General features: G+C 56.3%; 20 protein-coding genes. 7 read left to right on the forward strand and 13 right to left on the reverse strand.

The genetic code is table 11. The annotated features are described in order from the left end of the window. Positions 1 to 38 precede the first annotated feature (38 nt). From EPD59_RS02195 to EPD59_RS02210, 4 genes are all read right to left on the reverse strand, one after another. Positions 39 to 767, reverse strand: a complete 729-nt coding sequence (locus EPD59_RS02195) for a hypothetical protein (protein WP_133271361.1) — start codon at positions 765 to 767, stop codon at positions 39 to 41. Between the two features lie 79 nt (positions 768 to 846). Next, positions 847 to 2,406 (reverse strand): hydroxymethylglutaryl-CoA reductase, encoded by a 1,560-nt coding sequence (locus tag EPD59_RS02200; protein WP_205703466.1) that lies wholly within the window; start codon positions 2,404 to 2,406, stop codon positions 847 to 849. A gap of 60 nt (positions 2,407 to 2,466) precedes the next feature. Then, positions 2,467 to 3,225 (reverse strand): energy transducer TonB, encoded by a 759-nt coding sequence (locus tag EPD59_RS02205; RefSeq protein ID WP_133271362.1) that lies wholly within the window; start codon positions 3,223 to 3,225, stop codon positions 2,467 to 2,469. A 10-nt stretch (positions 3,226 to 3,235) separates the two neighbouring features. Further along, positions 3,236 to 4,063 carry a WG repeat-containing protein gene (locus EPD59_RS02210; protein ID WP_165963450.1) on the reverse strand — a complete coding sequence of 276 codons (828 nt, stop codon included), beginning with the start codon at positions 4,061 to 4,063 and terminating at the stop codon, positions 3,236 to 3,238. A gap of 100 nt (positions 4,064 to 4,163) precedes the next feature. Here EPD59_RS02210 and EPD59_RS02215 point away from each other — a divergent pair, with 100 nt between their 5' ends. Then, positions 4,164 to 5,435 (forward strand): amidohydrolase, encoded by a 1,272-nt coding sequence (locus EPD59_RS02215; RefSeq protein ID WP_317128442.1) that lies wholly within the window; start codon positions 4,164 to 4,166, stop codon positions 5,433 to 5,435. A gap of 148 nt (positions 5,436 to 5,583) precedes the next feature. Continuing rightward, a complete protein-coding gene (locus EPD59_RS02220) occupies positions 5,584 to 6,456 on the forward strand; it encodes an ATP-grasp domain-containing protein (protein WP_133271364.1) in 873 nt (290 codons plus the stop codon). Between the two features lie 85 nt (positions 6,457 to 6,541). Here EPD59_RS02220 and EPD59_RS02225 read toward each other — a convergent pair whose 3' ends face one another. Further along, the gene (locus EPD59_RS02225) at positions 6,542 to 7,339 is read right to left on the reverse strand and encodes an SDR family oxidoreductase (RefSeq protein WP_133271365.1); all 798 of its coding nucleotides are present in this window, start codon (positions 7,337 to 7,339) and stop codon (positions 6,542 to 6,544) included. Positions 7,340 to 7,611: 272 nt separating this feature from the next. On the opposite strand from EPD59_RS02225, the gene EPD59_RS02230 reads away from it, so the two are divergent. After that, positions 7,612 to 10,080 carry a M4 family metallopeptidase gene (locus EPD59_RS02230; RefSeq protein WP_133271366.1) on the forward strand — a complete coding sequence of 823 codons (2,469 nt, stop codon included), beginning with the start codon at positions 7,612 to 7,614 and terminating at the stop codon, positions 10,078 to 10,080. A gap of 91 nt (positions 10,081 to 10,171) precedes the next feature. On the opposite strand, the gene EPD59_RS02235 is transcribed toward EPD59_RS02230, so the two are convergent. From EPD59_RS02235 to EPD59_RS02245, 3 genes are all read right to left on the reverse strand, one after another. After that, positions 10,172 to 10,447, reverse strand: a complete 276-nt coding sequence (locus EPD59_RS02235) for a hypothetical protein (protein ID WP_133271367.1) — start codon at positions 10,445 to 10,447, stop codon at positions 10,172 to 10,174. A gap of 20 nt (positions 10,448 to 10,467) precedes the next feature. Continuing rightward, positions 10,468 to 10,902 (reverse strand): hypothetical protein, encoded by a 435-nt coding sequence (locus EPD59_RS02240; RefSeq protein WP_133271368.1) that lies wholly within the window; start codon positions 10,900 to 10,902, stop codon positions 10,468 to 10,470. 79 nt (positions 10,903 to 10,981) lie between these two features. Then, positions 10,982 to 11,707 carry a tetratricopeptide repeat protein gene (locus tag EPD59_RS02245; RefSeq protein WP_133271369.1) on the reverse strand — a complete coding sequence of 242 codons (726 nt, stop codon included), beginning with the start codon at positions 11,705 to 11,707 and terminating at the stop codon, positions 10,982 to 10,984. A 290-nt stretch (positions 11,708 to 11,997) separates the two neighbouring features. Between EPD59_RS02245 and EPD59_RS02250 the strand changes: the two genes are divergently transcribed. Next, positions 11,998 to 12,882 carry an alpha/beta hydrolase gene (locus EPD59_RS02250; protein ID WP_133271370.1) on the forward strand — a complete coding sequence of 295 codons (885 nt, stop codon included), beginning with the start codon at positions 11,998 to 12,000 and terminating at the stop codon, positions 12,880 to 12,882. 157 nt (positions 12,883 to 13,039) lie between these two features. Continuing rightward, positions 13,040 to 13,759, forward strand: a complete 720-nt coding sequence (locus EPD59_RS02255) for a hypothetical protein (RefSeq protein WP_133271371.1) — start codon at positions 13,040 to 13,042, stop codon at positions 13,757 to 13,759. 25 nt (positions 13,760 to 13,784) lie between these two features. Here EPD59_RS02255 and EPD59_RS02260 read toward each other — a convergent pair whose 3' ends face one another. Together EPD59_RS02260 and EPD59_RS02265 are read right to left on the reverse strand one after the other, a co-directional pair. Next, positions 13,785 to 15,008: an amine oxidase gene (locus EPD59_RS02260; protein ID WP_133271372.1), complete on the reverse strand. Its 1,224-nt coding sequence runs from the start codon at positions 15,006 to 15,008 to the stop codon at positions 13,785 to 13,787. Positions 15,009 to 15,070: 62 nt separating this feature from the next. Beyond that, positions 15,071 to 16,006, reverse strand: a complete 936-nt coding sequence (locus EPD59_RS02265; protein ID WP_133271373.1) for a cation diffusion facilitator family transporter — start codon at positions 16,004 to 16,006, stop codon at positions 15,071 to 15,073. 246 nt (positions 16,007 to 16,252) lie between these two features. Between EPD59_RS02265 and EPD59_RS02270 the strand changes: the two genes are divergently transcribed. Both EPD59_RS02270 and EPD59_RS22130 read left to right on the forward strand, forming a co-directional pair. Further along, on the forward strand, positions 16,253 to 17,299 hold the full coding sequence (locus EPD59_RS02270; protein ID WP_240731580.1) for an APC family permease: 1,047 nt from the start codon (positions 16,253 to 16,255) through the stop codon (positions 17,297 to 17,299). Positions 17,300 to 17,304: 5 nt separating this feature from the next. Beyond that, positions 17,305 to 17,610, forward strand: coding sequence for a hypothetical protein (locus tag EPD59_RS22130; RefSeq protein ID WP_240731581.1), 306 nt, complete (start codon positions 17,305 to 17,307; stop codon positions 17,608 to 17,610). Between the two features lie 113 nt (positions 17,611 to 17,723). Here the strand turns inward: EPD59_RS22130 and hemB are convergent, their stop codons facing one another. The 3 genes from hemB to rocD form a co-directional block, all read right to left on the reverse strand. After that, positions 17,724 to 18,716 carry a porphobilinogen synthase gene (gene hemB / locus EPD59_RS02275; RefSeq protein ID WP_133271374.1) on the reverse strand — a complete coding sequence of 331 codons (993 nt, stop codon included), beginning with the start codon at positions 18,714 to 18,716 and terminating at the stop codon, positions 17,724 to 17,726. A gap of 116 nt (positions 18,717 to 18,832) precedes the next feature. Next, entirely contained in the window at positions 18,833 to 19,360 is a 528-nt protein-coding gene (locus EPD59_RS02280) for a hypothetical protein (RefSeq protein ID WP_133271375.1), read from the reverse strand. A 72-nt stretch (positions 19,361 to 19,432) separates the two neighbouring features. Beyond that, positions 19,433 to 20,674 (reverse strand): ornithine--oxo-acid transaminase, encoded by a 1,242-nt coding sequence (rocD, locus tag EPD59_RS02285; RefSeq protein ID WP_133271376.1) that lies wholly within the window; start codon positions 20,672 to 20,674, stop codon positions 19,433 to 19,435. Between the last annotated feature and the right edge of the window lie 61 nt (positions 20,675 to 20,735).

Raw genomic sequence — 20,735 nt, forward strand, 5'->3', positions numbered from 1 at the left:
ACTATGCGGAAGCTATATGAAAGATAACTATTTGGCTGTTATTTGATTAGGCTCTGGTAGTGTTCCATCATCTTCACTACGTTGGGCAGTTGCTCATAGCTTAGATTGTTCTGACTGGCGTATGCTTCTATTTGGGGGGCTTTTTCATTGAACATCCGCAGCACAGCTTTCTTGGTTAGGCTCAGGGGCTCAACTCGCTCCTGACCTGCGCGCAAAACGTACGGCTGTGTACTGCGCAGGTATTGTGCAGCGCGTGTTTCAACGCCAAGGGCTTCGTTGCGGGCGGCTGGACGCTCTACCACTTCATGCAGTAGGAATAAGCGCACAGGACCTTGGTTGAGCGATTCAAAAAAGTTTTTGCCGCTGTAACTGGCCGACCGATACGACTGAACTTCAAAAGCCTGCCCGTTTTTGCCGGCGGGCCCCAGAATAAATCCTCGGATACTGGCAGCGGGAATTATCCGAATACCGCCTTCGGCAGTTGGGTCCTGTACCTCTACTAGGCGCATGGCCATATTGAAGCGCATGGCTGGTACGGCCAGCGCCTGTTCGTTGGTAAACAGCAGCGTACCAGCTTTCCAGTCAGGCGTGTAATACGCTTGCTCGGGCGTGAGTTTCGTCTGATCTACGAGGCGCTTGTATTCAAATGGTGTATATGATCCACCTGTTAGTCGCCCTACTTCGCTCATTGTAATGTTTTGATTCTGAGCCATGCTCGGGCTAACCAACGCCACATTCAATAATGCCAGTAAGCTTATTCTTTTCATTTTCGGATGGAGTAACTATAAATCTGTTAACTAAATACCAGCACCGCTAAAGCGACCAAGCTGACCTGCGGCCCTTTTCTTATCGATTGCGGCCGTACTGCTCGTGGCTGCTGACCCAGTCGCTGCTCGAAATGGCAGCACCTAGGCTTAGTTCGCCCGCCAGTACCACGCCGGCCACTATTTCGGCAAACTTATTCACGGTGCCCCGGCCCACGCAGCCCAGCATCCGCAGGCATTCATTCTGAGTGGCCAGACCGGTGCCGCCACCGTGGGTTGCCACGATGAGCGACGGAATCGTGATGTTCAGATACAAGTCGCCCTCCTTGGTTACCTCCGAATACAGCACGCCCGCCGATGATTCCGACACGTTAGCCACGTCTTGGCCAGTAGCAATGAATAAGGCGGTAATGCCGTTGGCTGAGTGCGCGCCGTTGTTGTTGGCGCCCGAAATAAAGGCTCCCACATTGCTTACTTGCCCATGATAAGCTAGTTGCTCGGGCGTCACGCGCATGCGTTGCTGCAGGATGTCGCGCTTCACGACGGCCTCGGCCACTACGCGCTTTCCACGCGTACGCATCACGTTGATTTGGGAGGCTTTTTTGTCGGTGGCGAAGTTCGATTCGAGGTAAAAATGACGGATGCCAGGGCCCTTATAGTTTTCCAGAATCCAGGAACAGGCGGCGAAGGTGGCGCGCCCCACCATATTCTGCCCGGCCGCGTCGCCGGTGCTGTAGTTGAAGCGCAGGTACGCAAACTTGGTAGCCAGATACGTATCGATGTACTGAAGCTTAGCCACGCGCGACGTGCTTTCGGCTTCCTGACGAATAGCGTCTATTTCGGCCTCTACCCACTTAGAAAAGTCGCGGGCACCACGGGCGTCGTCGAACACAAACACGGGAGCCCGCTGCATGGCGTCGCCGATGACGGTGCACTTTACGCCGCCGCATAGGTTCAGCACTTGAATACCGCGGTTATAACTGGCTACCAGCGTGCCTTCGGTAGTTGCCATCGGGATGAGGAAGTCGCCTTGGGCGTGCTCGCCGTGCACGGTAAGCGGCCCGGCCAAACCCACCGGAATTTGGGCTACGCCTACAAAATGCTCGCAGTTGCCCTGGAGCATGTGGGGGTCGAAGGAGTAGTTTTTCAGATGCTCGAACTCCTGGCCAGTGTATTCCTGCGCAAAGCGCTGTCGCTCCTGAATGGCCGACTCGGCGTAGTCGTCGGCATCTTGGCGCGGAATGCGCGTGCGATTAGTCGACTGATTGACGATGCTGTCCTCTACCTCCACATGCAGGTCGCCAAACGGATCGGCCGCAAACTGCACCTGTACGCCGTGCAGGCCTTCAGTAAGCGCAGCGGTGGTGAGGTAAAATGTAATGCTGTGACCCACCAAAAACTCCAGGCCGCCGGGGGTGCGGCTCAGCACATCGGGTGCGGGGCGAATGTCGCCGTCGCCCAGGTCCAGGGCAATATGATCGGGGGTGATTCGCTCCCCGTCGATCTGCACGTAGTCGAGGCGGGTGAAGCGGACGGTGTCGAGACGGTTCTTGATGCTGAAAGCCACGCCATTAGGCGTGTTGCGCAGGCTGCCACGGGTATAGAGCAGCTTGAGCAGCATAGGACTGGGCGTAAAGATCATAAGCCGGGAGAGGTGGGGTTAGAACTATCGGCTTATAAGGTGCGAATTTTTTGGGAAGGATCAAGGCGTGGGCTTGCCTGGTGGCCGGAAATTGACTGGTATAGTGAATGGCACCTCAACAGGTTGACCATTCTGCTTACCGGGATTCCACGGCCCCAAGAGGCTCACGGCTCTAAGCGCTTCCTGATCAAACGGAGAGCCTAGACCTTTGATTATTGTTGGCTCCTGTAAAAGCCCAGCCTTGTCGATAGTAAATTTAACAATTACACGACCAACAATCGTGTGACCAGCAGGGTAGCGCAAGTTTTGCATTATAGCTGTAATGATAGCTGCATTACCTCCATTTTTGTAAACGGGCATTTGCTGTGCGACCATGCCATAGACTTTGGTGTCTATGGGATAATGACGCTGAGTGCTATCCTGTATTTGTGCCATTACCTCCTGCCTCGTCAGCCCCAACCCGCACACCAACACTAGCGCTACCAGAAACTGCCGCAGCTTGGGCCGCAACCGCACCGTTGGCATCAATTGCGCCGGCGAGAATCGGCCGCATACTCGGCCATCCAAGGAATCTACCCGCGCCTGCTCCAAGTCGGCCTGAGAACTGTTGGTAAAATCCTGCACGAGCCGGTCGCAGAGGGCGCAGTGGTGACCTAGCGCCTGGGGCGTCAGGTGGTGCTGCTCGGCTACTAAGCAGGGTTGAATGCGGACGTTGAGAATAGGCAGGTTGAGCATACTGTACTGCGCCGCGCGGGCTTGAAGATTTGTCTGGTAAGCTACTAGAAAAAAGATAAAAAAGCCCCCCAGCGAACTACCCACGGAGTTTGCGTTACTCCTCAAAAAACTCCCGGCCCCGTGTATCAATATACCCCGCCTGCCCGCTCTCGGTGAGCACTCGCGCCGTGCCGGCCACGAAGGGCTGTGCCTCGCGATACTGAGGCTTCACCATTAATTTGCCATCGGCATCGAGGTAGCCTAGGCGTCCAGCCTGCTCAACGATGGGGAAGGCGTAGCCGTTGGCGGGCGTGGCCCGAATGGCGTCGTATTCTAAGGGCAACACCAACTTGCCTTTTTGGTTGATGACACCCCAATTTGCCCCCCGCCGCACGAAGAGCAAGCCGTTGTAGCTGTCTCGGATTTCATCATACTCGGCGGGAACTACGGCGTGACCGACGGTGAAGCGGAAGCCGACTTTGCCGTTGCGGCGCACCAAGTCGCCCTGCTCCATAAAGTCAGTTTCGGCGGTGGAGTCGGGAGCCGTACTGAGGCGGTTGCCGGTTCGGTCTATCTGATAAGTCTCGCCTTTTAGCTCAACGGTAGCGCGGCCCCGAAAGAAGTTTTCGGCGCGGGTGAAGTGCAAGGGCGTGAGCGGGTTGCCATCGGGGCTGATGTAGCCAAAATTTGCCCCCCGGCGCACCCAGGCAATGTCGTCGATGAAGGGTCCGGCATCGTCGTAGCCTAGGGGCAGCACCAAACGGCGCTGCTGGTCTGCGTAGCCCCAGAGGCTGCCGCGACGGAAGGGCACGAGACCACTGGGGGACAGTTGAGCCAGCGCAGGAGTCAGTAGCAGGAACTGAAAAGCCAACAACAGCAGCAGGACGCGCCGCCCCGCTGGGCCGGAAATGCGGAGAAGCCGAAGAGAAAAAGAGGCAGGCATCAGATCGGTAAAGATAGGTGCGCACCAACTTAGACGGGCTGCCGGGTGTTGCGTTCGGTTTGTACCTTGTGTGTCCATTCGTTCGCCAACACCTACTCTTATGAAATCTATATACTCCGCGCTTACGGTCGTTGCTCTGCTGACCAGCGCTGGAATCGTGCCGGTTTCGGCCCAGAATGCTGCCCTCGACGCTCGCATTGCCAAACTGGCCCAGCAGCAGGAAGCCCAGGTAATCGCCTGGCGCCGCGACTTCCACGAACACCCCGAACTGGGCAACCAGGAGAAGCGCACCGCCGAGATTGTAGCTGCTCACCTCAAAAAGCTGGGTATGGAAGTGCAAACCGGCGTGGCTCGCACGGGTGTTGTGGGCATTTTGCGCGGCGGTAAGCCCGGCCCCGTGGTTGCCCTGCGCGCCGATATGGACGGCCTACCCGTAACCGAGAGCAACGAATTGACCTTCCGCTCCAAAGCTACCACCACCTACAACGGCCAGCAGGTAGGCGTGATGCACGCCTGCGGCCACGACTCGCACGTGGCTATGCTGCTGGGCGCTGCCGAGGTACTCACGCAGGTCAAAAAAGATCTGCCAGGCACGGTGAAGTTCATCTTTCAGCCCGCGGAAGAAGGCTCTTTGCCCGGTGAGGAAGGTGGTGCCAAGCTTATGGTGAAGGAAGGTGTGCTCGACAACCCTAAAGTGGATGCCATCTTTGGGGTGCACATCAACGCCCAGACCGAGGTAGGTACGCTCAAGTATCGGCCGGCCGGTACCATGGCCAGCTCCGACGTGTTCACGATTAAAGTAAAAGGCAAGTCGGCCCACGGCGCTTACCCGTGGCTGAGCGTAGACCCGGTGGTAACCTCGGCTCAGATTATTACCGGCCTGCAAACCATCATCAGCCGCCAAACGGAGCTGACGGAGGATGCGGCCGTCATTACGGTGGGCATGGTGCACGGCGGCGTGCGCAACAATATCATCCCGGAGCAAGTGGAGCTGACCGGCACCATCCGGACGCTGAGCAAGGAGATGCAAACCAAAATCTGGGCGGACATCCGCCGCACGGCCACCAACATTGCCGAAAGCACTGGCGCTACAGCGGAGGTTGATATTGTGAACTACGCCCCCGTGACTTACAACGACCCGCGCCTCACCGAGCGGATGGTGCCCACGCTGCGCACGGCGGCCGGCGCGGCAGATAAAGTGGTGCTGCAAAAAGCAGTAACCGGCGCTGAGGACTTTGCTTATTTTCAGGAGAAAGTGCCCGGCGTGTTCGTCTTTGTTGGCGGCATGAGCAAGGGCACCGATCCGGCCACCACCGCCCCCACCACACCCCCGGCTTCCGCCTCGACGAAAGCGGCTTTACGCTGGGCGTGAAAACCCTGGCTATGCTGGCCGCCGATTACCTGACGATGAAGAAATAGGCGCTGGGCACTCATCATCTTATTAACAGGCCGTGATGCAGAGCGGCGCGAAGCATCACGGCCTTGTATAACTGTAACCTTCAAGCATAAAGTACAACGCAGTGAATATCGCTTTAGTAACCTACGAGCCCGTAGGCAAATACACCGGGGCCGGGGTAGAGCAGGAAGATGCCCTGCTTACCAGCTACTTACAAAGCTGCGGCCACCGCATAACGACCGAAATCTGGAGTGATTTGGCTGTTGACTGGCCCAGCTACGAGGTGGTGTTGTTAAAATCGCCTTGGGATTACTTTGACCGCATAGCTGAGTTTTACGCATGGCTCGACACCTTGGAGCGCCTCGCGGTGCGCGTGCTCAATCCGGTGGCTACGGTGCGCTGGAATTCCGATAAAAAGTATCTGCTTGATATGCAGGTCGCTGGCGTGCGCATTGTGCCCACGCACTGGCTACCCCGCGGCTCCCGCTTCGTACCCGAGGCCTTGTTTGCGGAACTGCAAACGGAGCAGCTGATTGTAAAGCCTGCCATCAGCGGCGGGGCCAAAAACACCTTCTCCCTGCTGCCGACCGAAGCCGCTACCCGCACTGCGGAGCTGGATCTACTACTGGCCGAGGAAGATTTTCTGGCCCAACCATTCCTGCCCCAGATTCAGACCGAAGGTGAATGGTCATTTATCTATCTGGGGGGCAAATTCAGCCATTGCGTGCTCAAAACGCCCAAACAAGGCGACTTTCGGGTGCAGCATTATCTTGGTGGTGGGGTAGAGCCACGTCAGGCACCAGCCCATTTACTGCGCACTGCCAATGATATTGTGGCCCGGTTTGCCCAAGCCTGCCTGTACGCCCGCGTCGATGGGGTAGAGGTAGAAGGCGACTTTCTGCTTATGGAGCTGGAGTTGATAGAACCCTTCCTATACCTCGATGCAGGCCAAAAAGCCCCCCAGCGTTATGAAGAGGCCTTGCAAGCGCTCCTGTAAGACACTCATACTTGAAAGTAACCAGAAAAGGCCAGTTGGGTAGTAAAGCGACTGCTCCGCTGGCCTTTCTGGCTACACGCAGGTTTTAAAAGCTAAACCCATTCACGGCAAAGCCACCATCTACGCTCAGGCACTGGCCAGTGATGTAGCTGGCGGCGGGCAAACACAGAAAGGCCACGGCTGCTCCTACTTCCTCCGGCTCGCCAATGCGCTTCATCGGGGTGCGAGACAGTACTTGCTGCAAGAATTCGTCGTCGCTGAGAACCCCGGCTACCAGAGGCGTGCGGATGTACCAGGGCGCGATGGCGTTTACCCGAATACCATCGGCAGCCCACTCTACGGCCAAGTTGCGGGTGAGCTGCAGGATGGCCGCTTTGGTCATGCCGTAAATGGAGCCCGTGCGCAGGTGCATCAGTCCTGCCACCGACGACACGTTCACGATACTGGCCCGGCCAGCAGCTTGCAGCAGCGGAAAAGCCCCCTGGCACATTCCAAACACCGATTCGAGGTTGGTAGCCATGATGTGTTGGTACTCTTCGGGTGTGTACTCGGCCGTGCGCTTGCGGATGTTGGTGCCCACGTTGTTCACCAGAATATGCAGCTGCGGCCACCGCTGACTTACTTCAGCCAAGAGCGCCGCCCGTCCGGCAGCACTGCTGACATCGACCGGTATGGCGTGCGCATCGAGGCCGCGAGCGCGCCACTCTGCTACCTGAGCGTTCAAATCTGTTGGGTTGCGGGCTACGGCTACCACTGTAGCGCCAAAGCTCAGCAGCTCCTCTGCCACGGCCGCGCCGATGCCTTTTGAGGCACCCGTAACGAGGGCAACCTGACCCGTCAGCTGCCAACGGTTGGGGAAAGTAGAAGGATTCGAGGCTGGCATTTTGATTATAGGAAGATTACAGGACGGGAGACGAATAGCTCAGAAGTCACAAATGAGGGATTTTTTAGGCTGAAAGCGGGCGGTTTTAGCTTTCAAATGTTCGCAGAGAGGATTCTTTAAGCATAAAAGACACTTTCTGTTTTCTATATAGCCACGTCACATTTTGGGGGTTGTTGGGTGGTGAAGGAGTGGGCAAAATCGTAATTTGAGGCATAAGTCGATTGCAGTCGGCTGTACTCCGTTCCCTTTTCCATCACCAAACCTCCTCATTAATGGTTAACAAGTACTCTGTTGCCACCCTGCTTTTGCTGGGTGGTATTTCTTCCGCTTACGCACAAGGTCAGGATTTGACGCGCGTAAAACACAAAGAAGTAGGCGAAAAAGGCATGCCTACGCTTATCCAATTCCGTCTGGAGGGCAAATCGTACCAGATGAGCGAAGCCCGAAAGGCGTTAGCTGAACAACTCGAACTGACGGCCGACGACCAGTTCCAGAGCGCCAAAATCGAAGCCGACCCAGAAGGTTTTGTGCACGAAAAGTTTAACCAGTATTACAAAGGCATTAAGGTAGAGCACGCCGAATACACTGTACACGCCCGCCAAGGCACGGTTGAAACCATGACAGGCAACTTTGAGCGGGTGCAAAATGTAAAGACGGCGCCAACTATAAATGAGAACGCTGCGTTGCAACGCGCTCTCCGCTTCGTGGGGGGTAAAAAATACATGTGGGAAGATGCCGGCGAAGAGGCTACCCTGAAAGAGCAGGAAAATAACCCGCGCGCCAGCTACAAGCCAGAGGGCGAATTGGTGATTGTGGCCAATACCCAAGCGGAACCCGGAAGCCCCGAGTTTGAGCAGCCTACGTTGGCCTGGAAGTTTAATATCTATTCGCAGCAGCCGGTAAGCCGGGCCTACATTTATGTAGATGCGCAAACCGGTGACATTGTAGCCAAGGATGCCATCATTAAGCACGCGGCGGCCACGGGCACCTTTGCCACCCGCTACAGCGGCACCAAAACCAGCGCTACGGAAAGCATTAACGGCAGCTACCGCCTGCGTGAGCTTACGCGCGGCTCGGGCATCGAAACCTTTAACTGCCGGAAGGGCAACAGCTACACCACTGCCGTCGATTTCACCGACGCCGACAACAGCTGGACGGAATACGCCAACGCTAATTTGGACAACGCTGCCCTCGACGCGCACTACGGCGCCCAAAGCACGTACGACTACTTCAAGAACATTCACGCCCGCAACAGCTACAACAATGCGGGCGCGAAAATCAAGAGCTACGTTCACTTCGACGACACGCCCGGCGACGGCAAAGGCTACGAGAATGCCTACTGGAATGGCTCGGTAATGACCTACGGCGACGGTTACACCCGCTTCGACCCATTGACCTCGCTCGACGTAGCGGCTCACGAAATTGGCCACGCCGTGTGTTCCAGCACCGCCAACCTTACCTATTCGTATGAGTCGGGGGCGCTGAACGAAGGCTTCTCCGATATCTGGGGAGCGGCCGTGGAGTATTATAAAGATCCGAATAAAGCTACTTGGCTGATTGGCGAAGACATCGACAAAGTGCGGCCCTCACTGCGCTCCATGAGCAACCCGAACGCCGAAGGCCAGCCTGATACTTACAAAGGCACCAACTGGTACGCCGGCAGCGGCGACAACGGCGGCGTACACACCAACAGCGGCGTACTCAACCACTGGTTTTATCGGTTGGCCGTGGGCGGCAGCGGCACCAATGACATCGGCAGCAGCTTCAGCGTAACGGGTATCGGCATTGATGCGGCGGCCAAAATCGCTTACCGCACAGAGAGTGTATACCTCACGGCTTCCAGCAACTATGCGGCGGCTCGTACCTATTCTATTCAGTCGGCCACCGACTTGTATGGTGCAGGTTCAGCCCAGGTAATTGCCACTACAAATGCCTGGTATGCGGTAGGTGTGGGCGCGGCGTACAGCGGCGGCACCACTCCACCTCCACCCACGGGCGTAACGTATTGTGCTTCTAAAGGCACCAATAACACGTATGAGTGGATTGACTTGGTGAGCCTGGGTACTATCAATCGTACTTCTGCCAAGGAAGTGGGTGGCTACTACAATGGCACGGCCATGAGCACCAGCGTAGCAGCAGGCTCTTCGCAGACCATTAGCTTTAGCGCCGCCTTCTCCTCTACGGCCTATACCGAATACTGGAAAGTGTACATCGACTGGAACAAGGACGGTGACTTTGTGGATGCCGGCGAAACGGTAGTGAGTGGTACTTCCGCCAGCGCGGCTACCCTCAGCGCCACCTTCACGGTGCCCACCACGGCCCGGAGCGGCAGCACCCGCATGCGCGTTTCCCTGAGCGATGCGGCCCAAACCAGTTGCAGCAGCTTTACTTACGGTGAAGTGGAAGACTACACCATCAACGTGACGGGCGGTGCCGCCCTCACCAACAATGTAGTAGCCGTAAGCAACACGAGCAGCAACGCTACACTTGGCAGCGACAACTTGGTAGGCGCTGAGGTTGGCGTATATCCAAACCCGGCTACCGATGTGCTGCGCGTAACGTTGCCCAACAATGCCTCCGCCGTATCAGCGCAGGTAGCGGATATGCAGGGCCGGACCATAAAAGCCCCCCAGCTGACGAGCAACGGCGAGCTAAACGTGACGCAACTTGCTAAAGGAATGTATATGCTCAGCGTAAGCGACGGGCAGAAAACCTTCCGCCAGCGTTTCGTGAAGCAATAAGCCTTCAGCAAGGGCACAAAAAAGCCCCCAGAACCAAAAAGCCCCGTCGCACGACGGGGCTTCTTGGTTCTGGGGGCTTTTTTAAGCAAGCTTAATGGATAGAATATTCAATCTTCAGCTCCACAGTACCGTAGCCATCGTTCTTCTTGGTGTTGCCGCGCAGGCTGACATCGTCCAGCTTATCGGTGCTGGTGAAGTTGTAAGCCGCCTCGGCCGTCGCGCTAAAGTCGCGGGAAAGGCGGAAAGTAAGGCCGCCACCTACTGGCGCAATCACGGCTACGTTTGGATAGCCAGTGCTTTCGGGTGCCAAATACACTTGGTTGTTCACGGGCCGCCCGGTGCCTATGTAAGTCTTCGGATCATACATGGCTAGGCCAATGCCCGCTTTTACATACGGTTTGAGAATGGCCGCCGGCCCGCGGGGGAGGCAAACTGGGACTCATCGCCAAACAGCTCATAGCGCAGGAAAGTAGTCAGCGAGCCGTTACGGCCCCGGAAAGCCAGGTTACGCTCGGGCAGCTGGTCGGTAGCGCCAATCTGAAAGTAAGACACTTCGCCACCTACCAGCAGGCGCGGCCGCAGCAGATACAGCCCGCCCACGCTTACGCTGGGACCCGGCAGGTTCTGCGACCATTTGCCTAGGTCGCCGGTGTAGAGGGCTACGCCCCCGCCCACCGTTACGCGAAATGGCCCCCGGTAGTAGGGGCGGGCTTGGCTGCTAAAGTAGCGCCGCCGCTGCCCGGGGCCTTGCGCGGCAGCAATGTATGAAGAGGCTAAAGACCAGAACAGCAAGGAGCTGAGAAGAAGCAAACGAGGTTTCACAGGCAAAGACTTAGTTGAAAGTAGCCGCGACTTACGCGATTAACTACCAGTTCGTTGCCTAACGCTGTTGCCTCCAGCTTTATTTGAACTTGCCCGTGGGGTCGGGTTGCTTGGCCAGCAGCTCGCCAATAAAGCCGAAGTCAAAGCCGACCATATTCAAGCCTTGGCCCTTATGAACCGCCTCCCAGGCCTTGGTGTAGTCTTCCTGGAAATAATAGCCCCGCGCCATCTGCTGCCACGCTACTGCATTATTAGGGTCGGCGGCAATGGCCTTTTGCAGGTATTCCATGCCAGTAGTCAGGTCCTTTTTCTTTTTGGTCTGCTCGAAGCGAATCAGGTAGCTAGCGCCCAAGTCACTGAGCGTATTTCCATCGGCTGGGTTAACGGCCAGGGCTTGCGTGAGCAGCTTAATCGACTCGTCGGGCGTGGGGTTGCGGCTGGTCACTACGCCCAGGCCGCGGTAAGCATCGGCGTTTTTCTGATCGAGCAGCCACGCCAGATTGAAGCGGTACATAGCCGTATCGGGCTGGTTTTCAGTTAAGTACTCAAAGCCTTTGGTGGAAAAAAACTTGCTAGCCTCAGCCCGCGAAGGGAAGTTACGGTCGATATCAGCCAGGAAGTTTGGGCCAACCACCTGCTCGGCCTGAGCCGTGCTGATGCCGCCAAATAATGGCAACAAGCGATTGGCCTTGCTGACAGGAGCGGTAGCGGCCGATGCTTTTTCCTTTTTGTTTTTGCGCTGTGCCAACGTAGGCGTGGCACCAAAAGCCAGCAGCAACGCCGCCAGCACCAGAATATTTTTCATGCAACAGGTAGAAAGAAAACGCTAAAAATTGCCCCCCAGTACCAAAATGCCGGCCGGGCTTTCGTACAAATATAACGCCCTCAGCCCAAGGATAGTCTAGGAGGGACGCTGTAGCTGATGGAAGGCACAAATGGGCGGCGAGTACACACCGATTAAGCCAGGAGGCTAACTGGGGGGCTTTTTTAGCGGCTCGGTACAGGCCGGCAAACCAGTAAGCAAATCCACGAGTATATGCGGGCTAATCCGGAGGCAATTCCAGTGTGGAAGCGCCCGCTATTTATTCCCTTTCGATGCGTGTTTCTCGTGTATTAGCGCTGTCAGCGTTGCTTGTGTTGCTACTTGTAATAGTCGGGGCCAATGAATATGCGGTGGCCCGGCCCAGCCGCCGCACCCAGGATATTGCCTACGTAGCTGCCACCGACGCCAGCTTCAGCACCGAGCGCCACCGCCTCGATGTGTATGCCCCGCGGCGCAAAGCGGCTGCCAGCCAGCCGGTTGTGCTCTTTATTCACGGCGGCAACTGGGACAGTGGCAGCAAAAGCATCTATACCTTCATTGGGCGGCGGCTGGCGAAGCAGGGCGTAGTGGCGGTCATTATCAACTACCGACTCTCGCCCGAGGTGCAGGTGCCTGCTATGGCCGACGACTGTGCCCGCGCCGTGCGCTGGACCCAGCAGCACATTGCCGAGTACGGCGGCGACCCCCAGCGTATTTTTCTGATGGGGCACTCGGCTGGGGCAGGATTGGCGGCGCTAATTGCGACTGATAATCAGTACTTCACCCGGCTGGGAGTAGCCCAAAATCCCGTGCGCGGCGTCATCCTCGACGACCCCGCCGGCCTCGACATGTACGACTATCTCCTCAAGAAGCAGTACGCCGGCGACGAGCAGTACCTCACCGCCTTTGGCCGCGACCCGCAGGGCTGGAAGGCCGTATCGGCGCTGTATCACCTCACGGCCGCCAGTCCACCTTTTCTCACGTTCGTGGGGGGCAAAACGTATCCTTCCATTGCCAGTAGCAGCCAGAAGTTTCGGAGCCGGTTGGTGGAGCTAGGCGTGCGGCCGCAGTTCACGGTGCTGCCAGATAAAAAGCACATTCCGATGGTGTTACAACTGTATTGGCAGCACAACGTAATTTACCGGCAGCTACTGCCGTTTATAAGCAAAGCCAACTGATAGTTGAAGGTATATAAGAATGCTGGCTGCTAGGCTGACTTAAAAAAAGTCACAAAAAATGTAGCCGGAAACTAATTAAAAATCAGACATAAACGTAAAGGGGTATTTCCAGATTTTTAAAATGCTATAGGCCCCTTTATCGTTATAAATCAGGTAGATGAAAAATAAGGAACAGTTGCTTACCTCATCTGGGGAATTGAACCGGATGCGGATTCTGGGCCGCTATACGATTCTTCGTACGCTACCTGAGAACTTACTCGATGATTTGATTTGTCTGACGGCCGCTCTGTTTGATGTGCCAATAGTGCTGGTGTCGTTTGCCGCGGCCGAAACGGAGGAGCAAGCGGCTACTTATGAGGCATTTGGCTGGGATACTAGCGGAGAAGAGGATTTCGGCACCGTGGCCATACGACGGAGCGAAACCGCGTTGCTCGAAGAAATGGCCCCCAAGCCGCTGGAACTGGCAAATCCTTTTGTGACACGCGCCCTCAACTTCCGGTTTTACGCCGCCACCTCCCTAAAAGGCACCCACGGCGATAACCTAGGCAACTTGTGTGTGGTCGGCCGGCGGCCGCGCACGTTTTCCCCCACCGAGCGCGATGTGCTGAGCAATATGTCGGCCTTGGTAAGCCGGCTCCTCGACGTGCGTCGGGTATTAGGGCCAGCGAGCCTGGCACTGGCGGGCTTGTGGAACACTATCTATGCGGCCAGCGCCGATCCGCTACACCGCATTATGGCCCTGACGGATCGGCTGAAGAATCAGGAAGATCTGGAAACCATTACGGCTGTTATTCAGCGGAAGCTTATCTGTAAAGATGCCAATCTGATAGCGGGCATTGCTAATCAGCACATCAGCAGCCTGCTAGAAAATCAATAGCAAATCGTGGCTAAGTGCCTGATTATTACATGGTGGAAGTTGCCTTTCGCTGCACTGATTGAGTGTCGGTAGCCGAAGTGAGCACCTCCTCTATATAGGCCTGCGCCCGCAGTAGCTCCTCTGCGTATGGCTCGTAAAGAACTCGTGTGGGTGGTCCATCCGGCACTAACTCCGCATCCCACAGGCCAGATCGGTGCCAATTATCCTGAAAATCCCAGTCGGGCCGGTCGATGATAGGGTAGAGGCAAACGCCCCACAGAGGTACCCCCTGCCGCAATGCGACGGCACACTCCCGGGCGATGTGCTGCATCCAAAGTGGCCGATCAATACCCGGATGACTGGTTTCGGTGAGTACTACCGGGCGCTGATAGCGTTTGTAAGCCATTTGCAACAGCGCACTCAGCGGCTTCCAGCGCGGATCAAGCGGCGAATCGGCCCAGCCCAGCGTTTGGCGCGGCTCTAGCTGCCACTGGTTGTCGTAGTAGAAGTTGAAGCCCAGAATATCCAGAAAATCGGGGGAGCCGCCGAGTTCAGGGCACAATCTGCCCGCCAGCATATCTACCGATTGAAACTGATTGATCGTGAACTCAGTAGTCCGGTTGCGCTCGGTCCGACTGGCACCAATTCGGGGCACAATGTTGATGAGCGGCTCTGTGGTGAGTATACGAATGCCAGGATCCATCTCACGTAGAGCCGCCGTACCTTCGATGTAGGCCCGCATCAGCCCGCGCTTTACTTCCCAACCCTGGCCTACGCAGTAAGGAGAGGTACCGCGCACATCGCCGCCCAGCCACGACATAAAGCTGACCTCATTGATGGGCGTCACGATGAGAACGTCGTCGGGGCGCTGGCTACGGTAAAACTCCACGAAGGCGCGGCACAGAGCGGCAAAGCGCCGGGCGAACATCGGGTGCAGTGGCGTCAGGTCGTCGGGATACCCGAAGTGGCAGAGGTCCCATACCTGCTGGATGCCGTGGCGCTGCCCGGTGGCCAGCATCGAGGCTACCGTGCTCCAATCGTAGTGGTAAGGCGTACGCTCCACTTGGCTCCAGCGGATGCCTTCCCGCACTGTGCGAATGCCGAAGGGATTCAGCGCCTGATAATCAGCGTCCAGCTTCTGAAAGTGGCCGGTAAGGTGCAGAAAGTCAACCCGGTGACCAAAAGCATTAAGCTGATCAGTACATTCGTAGCCACCCATCCAGAACGATTGAAAAGGGTTCTGGGGGGCTTTATTATAAACATGGTACATGGATGTGTCGTCGTAAGGAAGTTGCGGGCAGGCGGGGGGCTTTTGGTAGCTCAGGCCACTGCCTAAACGGATGTTTTGTGCGCAACCTCTGTGATAGATTTGGCTTCGATAAAAATGCGCTTGAACTCAGGATGCTGGCTTTTAATAGCACTCTGTAGGCGCACAATAGCCTGCTCTACTTCCCCAGCCGAAAGGTTATCATGAAAGTCAATGTCGAGGGCCAGCACTACGTCGCGCGGGCCCAAGTGCAGGGTCAGCGGCCGGCGAACCTGCCGAACGGTGTCGTCTGCACAGGCAAGCTTTTCCAGCGTTGCAATTGTCTCGTCGTCCACGCCTTCCCCTACAAGCAAACCTTTGGTCTTGTAAATCAGGAAGATGGCGACTCCAACGAGCATAATGCCGATCAGAATGGAGGCCGCTCCATCGAGGTAAGGATTGTTGAGCGAATGACCAAAGTACACGCCAAACAGAGCAATAGCTAAACCCAGCAGAGCCGCCATGTCCTCCATCAGAATAGCAAATACGGAGGGGTCTTTGCTGCGGGCTATGCTGCTCCAGAATGGCGCATTGCCCCGCTCCCGATTGAAGGCTTTGAGGGCTAAGTAGCAGGAGGTGGACTCAAAAACGATGGCTAAGCCCAGCACCACGTAGTTCCAGGTGGGATCGGTGAGGGGTGAGGGATGTTGCATGTGGGAAATGCCCTCATAAAAAGACATGCCGCCGCCAACGGCAAACACAAGCACCGCCACGATAAGCGACCAGAAGTAAAGCTCTTTGGAACGCCCGAATGGATAGCGGGCATCGGCTGGCTTCTGCGCCCGGTTTACTCCCAATAATATCAAGCCGCCGTTGCCGCTGTCAACCAACGAGTGTATCCCTTCTGACAGCATCGCTGAACTGCCCGTGAAGTAGGCGGCTACGAATTTGGAGATGGCAATCGCAATGTTGGCACCAATAGCCCCGTAAATGGCGGTTTTTGATTCGGAGTTGTTGCCCATAAGGAAGGAAAGACAAAGAAGTTCACAGCTACGCAGACTACAGCACAGAGGTTAGTAGAAACACGAAGCGGCAGCGTTTCTAGCCGCCAACACGTAGGCCACCAGTAAGCCATTCGACAGCCAAAAAAAGCCCCCCAGACGCCTGAAACCGTAGTGAACTCAACTATTGGCTGAACATTCTGCTTTTCTCCGACTTTTACGGCGCCGGTTACCTCATCTCTGCTCCCGACTGCCTACTTCCGACCTATGCCTCAACTCGACTCAGCAAAGCCGCCTACTCTTCGCCGCGACTTAGGGCTGGTGCAAGCCACCGCCCTGAACATGATTGATATGGTGGGCATCGGGCCGTTTGTGGTGCTGCCGCTGGTCATGCACCTGATGGGGCCTTACTTTCTGCTAGCCTGGATGGTGGGCGCGGCTTTGGCGGTCGTCGATGGCATGGTGTGGGCCGAATTGGGCGCTGCCTACCCTGAGGCAGGCGGCAGCTACCGCTTTCTCAAGCTAGCCTATGGCGAAGCTAAGTGGGGCCGGCTGATGTCGTTTCTGTATGTGTGGCAAACCCTGGTGCAGGCGCCGCTGGTGGTGGCGTCGGGGGCCATTGGCTTTGCCCAATACTTTGGCTATCTGGTGCCGCTTACCGAGTGGTGGCAGCCTAAGCTGGTGAGTGGCGTAGTGGTGCTGCTGCTTATTGCGTTGCTCTATCGCCGCATCGATGATATTGGTCGCCTGGGGGTGCTGCTGTGGGTGGGCGTATTGTGTCTTATGGGTTGGCTGATTTTTGGAGGCATCACGCACTCAACTCACGAAGTGGCCTGGCTGCCGGTGGGGGGCATTTCAGATGTGCCGGGGCTGCTGTTTTCGGTAGCTTTGGGGCAAGCCGCCGTCAAAACCATCTATAGCTACTTGGGCTACTACAATGTGTGCCACTTGGGGGGCGAAATTCGTAATCCGGAGCGCGTTATTCCGCGCAGTATCTTCCTTAGTATTCTTGGAATCGCGGCGTTGTACCTGCTGCTAAACTGGAGCGTAGGTACCGTCATTCCGTGGCAGGAGGCCCAGCACTCCGAGTTTATCGTGAGCACCTTCGTCGAGACAATTTATGGCAGCACGGCCGCCAAGCTGGCTACCGCATTGGTGCTGTGGGTGGCGTTTGCGTCGCTGTTTGCCGTGCTGCTGGGCTACTCACGCATCCCGTACGCCGCCGCCGCCGATGGTGAGTTTCTGCCGGTATTTGCCAAAGTGCATCCTACCAAGCAGTTTCCGCACGTTTCCTTGCTCATACTCGGGGCGTAGGCTTCGTGTTTAGCCTACTGTTTCGGCTGGGTGAGGTGATTACAGCCATTCTGGCCATGCGCATTCTAATTCAGTTTGTGGGGCAGGCAGTTGGCTTAGTGGTACTTCGCCGCCGACGCGGCACCACTGGTTTGCCCTTCCGAATGCCATTATATCCCCTGCCGGTTATCATAGCGGTAGCCGTGTGGCTGCTGATTTTCTGGAGCACTGGCCCCGCCTTTATGCTTTCGGGCCTGACGGTGATTGGGGCGGGTGTAGTCGTGTTTCTGCTCTGGAGTCGTAAGTTGGAAAGATGGCCTTTTGAAAAGTAAAAGGCTAACCTTCTCAAAACATGGTGAATGTCTTAAGGAAATTTAGCGCTGACTATACATTCACAAAAAAGCTCCCCAGAATAATCTGGAGGGCTTTTTTGGATTCTTTTGCCTTAGCCGCGCCGGAGTACCTGCGCCGCTTCCTTGGCGAAATAAGTCAGGATGGCGTCGGCGCCTGCGCGCTTGATGCTAAGCAGCACTTCCATCATAGTACGCTCGCCATCTACCCAACCGTTTTGGGCCGCCGCTTTCACCATCGCGTACTCCCCCGATACGTTGTAGGCGGTGACGGGCAAAGTAGTCGCATTGCGCACTTCCCGGATGATGTCGAGGTAGCTCAGCGCGGGCTTAATCATCACCATGTCGGCACCTTCCTGCTCATCGAGGGCTAGTTCGCGTAGCGCTTCGCGGCGGTTGGCGGGGTTCATCTGGTAGGTTTTCTTGTCGCCTTTTTTGGGTGCCGAACCCAGCGCATCGCGGAATGGACCGTAGAAAGCCGAGGCGTACTTGGCGGTATAACTCATAATGCTCACGTGCGAGAAAGCGTTGCGGTCGAGCACATCGCGAATGAAAGCCACGCGGCCATCCATCATATCAGAAGGGCCGATAATGTCGGCGCCGGCACGGGCTTGGGCCAGAGCCATTTGGCCGAGTACTTCCAATGACGCATCGTTCAGTATCTCACCACTTTCGGCATCTACAATACCATCGTGGCCATCGGAACTGTAGGGGTCCATGGCTACGTCAGTCATGAGCACGACCTCTGGGAAATGGCGCTTGATGTCTGCTACCGTGCGCAAGTACAAGCCCTCGGGGTTGGCGCTTTCGCGGGCCAGGCGGTCTTTCAGCTCCTCGTTAATCTGCGGAAATGGGGCAAACGATTTAATGCCAAGCTCTACACAGGCGCCAATTTCATCGATGATACGGTCGGCGGAGTAGCGGAAAATGCCCGGCATCGACTTCACTTCCACCAACTGATTCTGGCCTTCGGTGAGGAAAATAGGATAGATAAAATCGTGGGTGGTGAGGTTGGTTTCCTGCACCATATTGCGAATGACTTCAGACTTGCGGTTGCGCCGGGGGCGGTGCGTGGGGATAAGCGCCATAGGTTGTTTTTCAGTAATAAGACGGGGTAGAACAACGGGTGCAAAGGTAAGGTTGCGGTAGCGCCCCAATCCCTTTGTCCCTTGTTGACACTGCCGGAGGTAAAAAGCTTCCCAGTTTAAAGATTAAAAAACTCCTGAAAGATTTCGGTCCAGGCGTGCGGGCCACCCATCCCCAAGATCAGGAAATAATAGCCCAGCAACACAATCAGCGCCCCAATGCCCAAGCCCAGCCAGCCGCCCAGCACTAAACCTACTACTACCCCGCCTACTACCAGCAGCCCACCCAGCGCAAGGTTTAAGAGTTTTCGGTCAGCTACAGTGTGGTTAATTAATGCAGCCGAAGGAGCCTTCTTGAATTGCACAGCCGGTAGCCCCGTTTGCGCCAGACTTTTGGGCTTAAGCGAGCTAGGTGTTACCTGTTTATTCTGGCTTGAGGGAGAAGCAGCCACAACGTCCAGCGCATGAGATGCGCGGGTTTTGCTGACCGCAGACGTCGCCACGGAAGTACTGTCTGCTAGTACGCTGGTGTACGCTAAGGGCTTAGTTTGGGGCGGGTGAAAGGTGAAGGCTGCTTGCTGGCCTCGGCAACCGACAACCGTTACCAACAAAAAAGCCCCCCAGAGGCGCCAACGTATTAAACTCATGGGTTGAAGATCAAAAAATAAGCGGACTTCTCGGCGTGGAGAAATCCGCTTAGTGAGAGCAGAAAACAGGATTTAGAAAGCCAATAGCACCGATTCGATGATGTCGCAGGCTTCGTGCAGCTGCTCTTCGGTAATAACCAGCGGGGGGGCAAATCGGATGATGTCGCCGTGGGTGGGCTTGGCTAGCACGCCGCGCTCCATCAGCGTCACGCACACATCCCAGGCGGTGCGGCCATCGTCGGTGGGCCGAATAATTACGGCGTTGAGTAGGCCTTTGCCCCGCACTAGCTCTACTACATCGGGGCGCTTTTGCTGGACTTTGCGCATCCGCTCGCGGAATATTTCGCCGAGAATGCGGGCATTATCAACCAAATTTTCATCCCGAATGACATCCAGAGAAGCCCGCATAACGGCACAGGCCAGCGGGTTGCCGCCAAAAGTAGAGCCGTGCTGCCCCGGCTGAATCGTGAGCATCACCGCATCCTGCGCCAGCACCGCCGACACCGGCATAGCGCCACCCGATAAGGCTTTGCCCAGAATCAGAATATCGGCGTGCACACCGTCAGCATAACTGGCCAACCACTCGCCCGTGCGGCCCAAGCCGGTCTGAATTTCGTCGGCAATAAATAGAACGTTATGCGCTTTGCACAACGCCTGTGCCTTTGCCAGGTAGCCTTCGGACGGCACCACTACGCCCGCTTCGCCCTGAATAGGCTCTACCATAAAAGCGCACACCTGATGATCCTTTACGGCTTCTTCCAGCGCCTCTAGGTCGTCGTAGGGTACTACTTGGTAGCCAGGGTTATAAGGACCAAATCCGCCGGTGCTATCGGGGTCGGTACTGAAGGAAATAATACCAGTGGTGCGGCCGTGAAAGTTGTGTTCGGCCACCAGTATGCGGGCCTGGTTGGGGGCAATTCCTTTTTCCTGGTAGCCCCACTTGCGGGCTAGCTTGAGGGCGGTTTCCACGGCCTCGGCGCCGGAGTTCATCAGCAGCGCTTTGTCATAATTGAATAACTCGCACAGCTGCTTTTCGGCCAGGCCAAGCTGATCGTTGAAGAAGGCGCGGGAGGTTAGCGTGAGGCGCTGGGCCTGCTCCACCATCGCCCCAATAATACGCGGGTGACAATGACCCTGATTCACGGCCGAATAAGCCGACAAAAAGTCGAGGTACTGCTTGCCCTCCACGTCCCAGAGGTGCACGCCCTCGCCCCGGCTCAACACCACTGGCAAGGGGTGATAGTTGTGGGCGCCGTAGCGGTCTTCGAGGTCCATAAACTCCTGACTGCGGTGGGCGGTGGCGGTGGTTTCCATAAACTAGAGCCTGAGTGGGGATAAAGCCGGAAGAATTTCCTACTTCGAAAGTACGCAAAAA

It is taken from the genome of Hymenobacter radiodurans (assembly GCF_004355185.1).
GTDB classification, from domain to species: Bacteria; Bacteroidota; Bacteroidia; order Cytophagales; family Hymenobacteraceae; genus Hymenobacter; species Hymenobacter radiodurans.

Excerpts from the sequence above, each read along its gene's own strand:
- EPD59_RS02200 (WP_205703466.1), bottom strand. The coding sequence starts at position 2,406 with ATGATCTTTACGCCCAGTCCTATGCTGCTCAAGCTGCTCTATACCCGT.
- EPD59_RS02230 (WP_133271366.1), top strand. The coding sequence starts at position 7,612 with ATGGTTAACAAGTACTCTGTTGCCACCCTGCTTTTGCTGGGTGGTATT.
- EPD59_RS02260 (WP_133271372.1), bottom strand. The coding sequence starts at position 15,008 with ATGTACCATGTTTATAATAAAGCCCCCCAGAACCCTTTTCAATCGTTC.
- EPD59_RS02250 (WP_133271370.1), top strand. The coding sequence starts at position 11,998 with ATGCGTGTTTCTCGTGTATTAGCGCTGTCAGCGTTGCTTGTGTTGCTA.
- EPD59_RS02265 (WP_133271373.1), bottom strand. The coding sequence starts at position 16,006 with ATGGGCAACAACTCCGAATCAAAAACCGCCATTTACGGGGCTATTGGT.
- EPD59_RS02270 (WP_240731580.1), top strand. The coding sequence starts at position 16,253 with ATGCCTCAACTCGACTCAGCAAAGCCGCCTACTCTTCGCCGCGACTTA.
- hemB (WP_133271374.1), bottom strand. The coding sequence starts at position 18,716 with ATGGCGCTTATCCCCACGCACCGCCCCCGGCGCAACCGCAAGTCTGAA.
- EPD59_RS02215 (WP_317128442.1), top strand. The coding sequence starts at position 4,164 with ATGAAATCTATATACTCCGCGCTTACGGTCGTTGCTCTGCTGACCAGC.
- EPD59_RS02280 (WP_133271375.1), bottom strand. The coding sequence starts at position 19,360 with ATGAGTTTAATACGTTGGCGCCTCTGGGGGGCTTTTTTGTTGGTAACG.
- EPD59_RS02195 (WP_133271361.1), bottom strand. The coding sequence starts at position 767 with ATGAAAAGAATAAGCTTACTGGCATTATTGAATGTGGCGTTGGTTAGC.
- EPD59_RS02235 (WP_133271367.1), bottom strand. The coding sequence starts at position 10,447 with ATGTATGATCCGAAGACTTACATAGGCACCGGGCGGCCCGTGAACAAC.
- EPD59_RS02225 (WP_133271365.1), bottom strand. The coding sequence starts at position 7,339 with ATGCCAGCCTCGAATCCTTCTACTTTCCCCAACCGTTGGCAGCTGACG.
- EPD59_RS02255 (WP_133271371.1), top strand. The coding sequence starts at position 13,040 with ATGAAAAATAAGGAACAGTTGCTTACCTCATCTGGGGAATTGAACCGG.
- EPD59_RS02210 (WP_165963450.1), bottom strand. The coding sequence starts at position 4,063 with ATGCCTGCCTCTTTTTCTCTTCGGCTTCTCCGCATTTCCGGCCCAGCG.
- rocD (WP_133271376.1), bottom strand. The coding sequence starts at position 20,674 with ATGGAAACCACCGCCACCGCCCACCGCAGTCAGGAGTTTATGGACCTC.
- EPD59_RS02245 (WP_133271369.1), bottom strand. The coding sequence starts at position 11,707 with ATGAAAAATATTCTGGTGCTGGCGGCGTTGCTGCTGGCTTTTGGTGCC.